Origin of the sequence: Sphaerospermopsis aphanizomenoides BCCUSP55, assembly GCF_001586785.1 — a bacterium.
Lineage (GTDB): Bacteria > Cyanobacteriota > Cyanobacteriia > Cyanobacteriales > Nostocaceae > Sphaerospermopsis_A > Sphaerospermopsis_A aphanizomenoides_A.
The window spans coordinates 1-5,748 of the sequence record NZ_LUFH02000177.1 but is presented as its reverse complement, the minus strand read 5'-3'; the positions used below and the strand labels follow the sequence as shown (position 1 = coordinate 5,748).

The 5,748-nt window shown below is 40.2% G+C and carries 7 protein-coding genes; 1 reads left to right on the top strand and 6 read right to left on the bottom strand.

Features of this window, described 5'->3' with window-relative positions; translation table 11 throughout:
* Positions 1-380: 380 nt before the first annotated feature.
* The 6 genes from A0J48_RS25680 to A0J48_RS25655 all read right to left on the bottom strand — a co-directional run bounded on the left by A0J48_RS25680 (position 381) and on the right by A0J48_RS25655 (position 5,180).
* Positions 381-920, bottom strand: coding sequence for a YqeG family HAD IIIA-type phosphatase (locus A0J48_RS25680; RefSeq protein WP_200327403.1), 540 nt, complete (start codon positions 918-920; stop codon positions 381-383).
* Positions 921-1,352: 432 nt separating this feature from the next.
* Entirely contained in the window at positions 1,353-1,925 is a 573-nt protein-coding gene (locus tag A0J48_RS25675; RefSeq protein ID WP_200327402.1) for a DUF3727 domain-containing protein, read from the bottom strand.
* 131 nt (positions 1,926-2,056) lie between these two features.
* Positions 2,057-2,533: a Holliday junction resolvase RuvX gene (ruvX, locus tag A0J48_RS25670; RefSeq protein ID WP_200327401.1), complete on the bottom strand. Its 477-nt coding sequence runs from the start codon at positions 2,531-2,533 to the stop codon at positions 2,057-2,059.
* A gap of 1 nt (position 2,534) precedes the next feature.
* Positions 2,535-3,770 carry a GNAT family N-acetyltransferase gene (locus tag A0J48_RS25665; protein ID WP_200327400.1) on the bottom strand — a complete coding sequence of 412 codons (1,236 nt, stop codon included), beginning with the start codon at positions 3,768-3,770 and terminating at the stop codon, positions 2,535-2,537.
* 445 nt (positions 3,771-4,215) lie between these two features.
* Positions 4,216-4,416, bottom strand: coding sequence for a hypothetical protein (locus A0J48_RS25660; protein ID WP_200327404.1), 201 nt, complete (start codon positions 4,414-4,416; stop codon positions 4,216-4,218).
* 185 nt (positions 4,417-4,601) lie between these two features.
* Positions 4,602-5,180 carry a hypothetical protein gene (locus A0J48_RS25655; RefSeq protein ID WP_200327399.1) on the bottom strand — a complete coding sequence of 193 codons (579 nt, stop codon included), beginning with the start codon at positions 5,178-5,180 and terminating at the stop codon, positions 4,602-4,604.
* A gap of 284 nt (positions 5,181-5,464) precedes the next feature.
* Between A0J48_RS25655 and A0J48_RS25650 the strand changes: the two genes are divergently transcribed.
* Positions 5,465-5,677 carry a hypothetical protein gene (locus A0J48_RS25650; RefSeq protein WP_200327398.1) on the top strand — a complete coding sequence of 71 codons (213 nt, stop codon included), beginning with the start codon at positions 5,465-5,467 and terminating at the stop codon, positions 5,675-5,677.
* The last annotated feature ends 71 nt before the right edge of the window (positions 5,678-5,748 follow it).

Sequence of the window (5,748 nt, the reverse complement as noted above, 5' to 3'; positions counted from 1 at the left end):
TAACAATTTTTGTTTTGGTGATGGGTCGGAGGAGGGGTGGGGGGTGTGGGGTGTGGGGTGTGAGGAAGGAAGGGGCAGGGGAAGCGGGGGATGCAGGGGAGGCAGGGGAGGCAGGGGAGGATTAATACTTTCTTCTGAATTACTAACTTTCTACTCAGCACTCAGCACTCGGTACTCAGCACTCAGCACTCATAACTAAAAATTGTACAGCGCCAGTCCCTCTATGGTGAAGGCTGACGCTGTACGGGTTTATATTTATCTGTTATCTTCTAGGGTCTTTATTTGCTTGACCCGATGTTATTAATACTTATATTCTGCGATTTTTACAGAAACTTCGGATTTCTTAAGTATTTCTTTAGATTTATTTTTTTCGAGATTTATCAATCTTTGTGAATTTTTGTGTGCTTGGCGGTGATAGAAGTGCCTAATATTTCTGATACCCAAACTTCAAAGTTGCGGATGGGGTGAGAACGGAGGGCGGTATCTGGATGAACTATTGGTTCGACTAGAATAGTAAACATTCCCAAGCGATTACCAGCAATCACATCAGTAAACAAGCGATCGCCAACCATACCTACTTGATGTACAGGTAAATTCATTCCTGCTAATGCTGCCCTAATTTTGCGTCGTGAGGGTTTAGCCGCACCCAAGTAATAGGGGATATCCAGGGAACGGGCAATATTACCAATGCGGGATTCACTCAAGTTATTGCTAACCAACCACAACGTAGCATAAGCGCGAATCTCTTCTACCCATTTTTGTAATTCTGGGGAAGCATCGCTAACAGTTATTGGTACCAAAGTGTCATCCACATCCAATACCAGACCTTTCAGCCCATATTTTTGAATAATATCTGGAGTCAGGTTTAAGACTGAACCTTCTAAAATCAAGTCAGGCTGCAAGATATTGTTCCAAGTCATAATAATTTGAGATTTTGGATTTTGAATTTTGGATTGGCAATACTCATACTGAGATTATTTATCATGCCGAGATTATTTATAATGTATAATAGCGAGCTTTTACAATTTTTATAGCAACAGACATATCAGTTAGGACATTATATTTTGATTCAAAGGGAAGAGGAAACAGGGAACAGACAATAGAAAAATGTCAATTTTGGCTACTGCTACATATTGCTTCCGGATGATTAATTATAAAATGTTACTTGCTTTCTGAATTTTTAATTGGCATAACCACAGAAATGCTATGTCTAATTGAGAAAATTCCACCACTAATCGAGCCAATTCACATACCATGAAAAGTCAGATTAGCAATGGAAAAATTCTAACTTCAAACTTCACAATTAAAAATTTAATTTTTAATTACGGAGTTTTTAATTTTCGCATCTGAAGTTATTCAACTTGATTAAACAGGTGTTCTTCCAAAAGGGGTTGAACTTGGCGAAACTCTTCAGGAGAAAGTAGTTCAGGCTTACCTGTCTTCGTAATTCTGGCAAAAAATAACAATGGATCGAGGGGAGTATAAACTGCATACTCCTGGTTTTCATGAAAGAAACTGGCCAGTAGTTGTAGTTGCTCTGGTTCTAACTCTGCTTCATCATCTTCAATTTCTAAAGTGAAGATTTCTGATTCTTCCACTGGGGGTAACTCACCTGCCACTGTCAAAGCATAGGCAGTATTTTTCAAAGTCAAGTTCTGCTCGGAGAGGACTGCTTGGGCGGTGCTAAAAATTCTCTCAATTATAGTATCATCTTCGACCAAAATAGCTTCTTCTTCATCACCCTCTTGTTGCCAAGCAAAGATTTCTATAGGTGAGTCTAGGGGCAGAAGTAAAACATATTCTTGCCCATGCACTTCCAGAGAATGCTCAATATAACATTCGAGCGATCGCCCTTGGTCATCGGTCAAAGTAATGGCAGTACCATCATCACGTTCATTTTCTTCAGAAAATTCAGAGGAATACATAGTCACATTATCTAAATTTATCAATACTCAAATCTATGAATTTCATTGAACTGTTATATGACAGCCAATGTCAACCACAAAGCTGAATATACAGTTGAGTAATAGTTTTCAGAATACCATGTTAAAAGGTATCAATCATCGACAAATGCTACCGATCTATTGGAGATGCTGCGTCTAGCATCCAGCCACTGTTGCAAAATTAAAGCTGCGGCTTTACGGTCAATCAGTCCCTTATGACGTGAAGGAGAGCGATTTTCTGCAATCAGTAGTTGTTCTGCTTGGAAAGAAGTTAATCGCTCATCCACATATTCTATAGGCAGTTTTAGGGCTTTGGCCAACCGATTGGCAAATTTCTGGACGTGACGGGCTTGAAAACCAAGAGAGCCATCCATTGTATAAGGTAAACCCACAACCAGAACTTGCACCCGACGCTGATTCACTATTTCTTGTATTTGCTCTACATCCTCTACAAAGGATCTGCGCTCAATTGTTGTGATACCTGTAGCAATTAAACCCGTACCATCGCACCCAGCCAGACCAATGCGTTTGCTACCAACATCTAATCCCAAGGCTGATATAAAAGATTTTAATTGCTGCTCAGGTGTCACGCTAATTTTTCTCCTCTTGTGCTTCGGCTTGTTCACAATAACGAGATGCTTCGCCCTGATTAAAATGATGAGTGCTAAAAGAGACAATTTCTGATTTGGTTGGTGCAGGTCGGTCTGACTTCGGTTGTTGTTGTTTGGGAACCCATGACATTCCACCTGGGATGGGTTTACGCGCTGGTTGTAGTCCTTGCAGCACTTCCGGCCACTGAATTCCTTCCAAGGATACTAATTTTGATTCCCGGATTTTATGCCAAACTGAGCGCGACATAATTAGGGTATGTTCAATCCGCTTGGCCCCAATTCTTTCTAAATATTCTTCGCGCTCTGGCTGATAATCTGAGGAAGCTAGTTGTAAACCCTGTTGGGGAAAATCTTGAGCAATGCGAGCTAGTTGAGACAACAATTCTGGATACAACCAAGTGTAAGCCGGGTGAACCGTCAGAGTCGCTACATGAGGATTTTCACCTTTACGGTCAAGTTGCACCTGAAAATAACCAATAGCTGCTTTGCGCTGGGGTTCAAACACATAACCACTGACGACTTCAGTTTTGGTCAGCCACTGTTTGATGGCATCCGCAAGAACGCCGAATAAACTGGTTTTGAAGTCATGGGTGTGGCGGTCAAACACCTGACGTACTAAAGGCGGCATTGATGCTGTATCTAGTTGATATAGCAATGGAGCATCCGCATTACTGACTGGTAAGAGGTTGGGTAAATCTGGTTCTGCTTGTGCTAATTCGACCAGTAACTCTGGGGTAATTTCCCAGTAGGTCATTTCTGCCAACCGCTGAAATCCATTTTGCCGATAAAGTGCTAGAGCATCTTTATCATTGACATTAACTTCTAGTAGCCAAGTACGAGCTTCTAAAATTGATTCAAAACAATGGCGGAGCAATTGTGAGCCTACACCTTGCTTATCAGCAGCCCGGTCTAACATCACCCTGTCAATTCGCCAGGTGCTACGAGTGCGGTTAAAAGGTGACACTTGAATCATTCCTAGTAGCAGCCGCCCTTGCTCTGCCACATAACCACAGAAGCGGTATTGTAAGGGGTTAGGAAACCAACTCAAAAACTTGAGCGGACCAAACCAATGACGTAGCCATTGCATGGTAAAGAAGCTGCCCTGTGGAGAGACGGCTGTAAATGAATCTTGAGTTAGACGTTCAATGCCGTCCAGATCCCGGTATTGGACTGGGCGAATTACGAGGCTGAGGTTTCGAGGAAGTAGTGAATTCATTTTGATTCAAGCCGCCATTGAGCCTTTATTAATTGCCAGGGGTGAAATACTGCTGCAATAACAATCTTAACGGCTTTTCGCTTCTAGCTATTGCTCCGAAAGAGTGATTTTCTTGACATACTCCCCGCCCTAGAAGGACAGAGATTCTGGGTTCAAATAACAGTTGCAGTTTTATACTGTCTTACGCCGTCTTGCCCAACAGACAATGCCCTACCTGTTTTTACCATCGTATCAAAAAGCCGTCCTAAATGGTTACTGAGCCTGTCGAAGTAAGGACGGGGAATCTCAAACCCATTTTTATGGTAAGTGACATATTTGGCGAAGTTTTAGCATACCGAAAGCAGTATAAAAAGCAGAAATTGTGAGTACACATCAGCGTAATCACAAATATATCTGCTTATATTCATAATAGTTCCGTTAAAATTCTGTGTATTGATTGCTGTTTTTACAAACCTTGTCGAGAAACCAGCTTTTCAAAGTTGGCTTGGGTTTGATGAAGTAACTGCTGGCGACTATCTTCATTTGCCTGTTTTAGGGTTGGAACCAGGTTGCGAGCTTGGAGAGTCATGTGTAACTGTAGATGAGCCACGTATTCACTGATATCTTGGTTTTCTACAACTGCTCCCGTTAAGACATTTGATTCCATTGCCACTGTATTCTCCTTTATAGATTTTGTGTGATTGTACAACGTGATCAAAACTTATCATGTTTGTTTTACTTGGCTTCTTAATTCGCAATGAACTGTAACGATAGAGAGTTCTGTGTCCTGAGTACCGAGTATCGAGTAACTCAGATTTCTGCTCATCACTTTGTACTGAGTTTCTTTATTGACTACCACTTTTGTACCCAATAAACAATTTCTGATGTTGTACTATCAATAGCTACTCCATAGCTATGACCATGATTCCATTTAAACCCTGGTTGACCTTGAGCCTGTGCATTTAACACCAATATTTGATATGTATTGGGAAAGACTTCATGAGCAGAATTATTAGTATAAAAAAATGTTGTAGGTACACCATTAGGTTGGTTGATATGGTCATTTGTATCACCACCATGATATTGACGCAAAGCTATTTTACTGTACTGCAAAAGTAATTTTTCAATTGTTTCTGGAGGTTGTTGAAAGCGGATCTGAAAAAAACTACTTCCTTGCATGAAACCTGGAGAGTAAGCTAGATGCACAGCTTTAGCATTAGCAGGAATTTCTCCAGGAAAATGTTTTATTTGGTTAAAATCTGCCCACTTATAATGACGAATTTCTTGATATTGTAATGGATCAGTAATTATCTGTGCTATGCCAGCTTTATTATAAGTCTTAGTGAAGAGGAAACTGCTGGCAACGACACTAATGCTACCAACCGAAAATAAACCAAGGGTAGCAATTTTGATCAGAAGAGATTGCTGCATTTAGTTAAGTGAATTTAGCTCATAGATTAATATCCGAACTAATTAAATAACCGTCATGATAATTTTGAATCTAGCGCCAGAGATATTAAATCAGTTAAGTAGAACGACTGGAAAAACCAAAGTATGTAACGAAAAGTAAAGTTGACCAACAGCCTCTTCCCTCGTGGTTTTTGCCTTCCCCCAACCAAGATCACCAAAATCTGACAAGACGCAATTTTTAACGCCAACCTACTGATAGCAGGAGTCAGCAGTCAGGAGTAAAACCCTCTTGTAGTGGGAGTTTCATGAATGGCTTACGCCAAGCTGCGCTAACAATTGGTGTTCTAACCACCCTGTCCACGGCTATATCTGTGATCAATGGACAGCAAGTATTGGGGAATCTGAGTATTACGTTTTTTTTAATTGAACTACTTAATTTAGTGATTAGTGCTTATGTATATGTTTTTATCATTATTAGTATTTTTACTGAAAATAGTTTTAGTTATGATGACAAATAAGTAATTGGACTGTGAATTTTACTAAAGTTTGATACTTGCTAAACTTAATCAGAAATATAAAAAAAGTACAA

Bases quoted from the DNA above. Each gene is read 5' to 3' on its own strand.
- A0J48_RS25680 (WP_200327403.1), bottom strand. From the start codon at position 920: ATGACTTGGAACAATATCTTGCAGCCTGACTTGATTTTAGAAGGTTCA.
- A0J48_RS25675 (WP_200327402.1), bottom strand. From the start codon at position 1,925: ATGTATTCCTCTGAATTTTCTGAAGAAAATGAACGTGATGATGGTACT.
- A0J48_RS25665 (WP_200327400.1), bottom strand. From the start codon at position 3,770: ATGAATTCACTACTTCCTCGAAACCTCAGCCTCGTAATTCGCCCAGTC.
- A0J48_RS25660 (WP_200327404.1), bottom strand. From the start codon at position 4,416: ATGGAATCAAATGTCTTAACGGGAGCAGTTGTAGAAAACCAAGATATC.
- A0J48_RS25655 (WP_200327399.1), bottom strand. From the start codon at position 5,180: ATGCAGCAATCTCTTCTGATCAAAATTGCTACCCTTGGTTTATTTTCG.
- A0J48_RS25650 (WP_200327398.1), top strand. From the start codon at position 5,465: ATGAATGGCTTACGCCAAGCTGCGCTAACAATTGGTGTTCTAACCACC.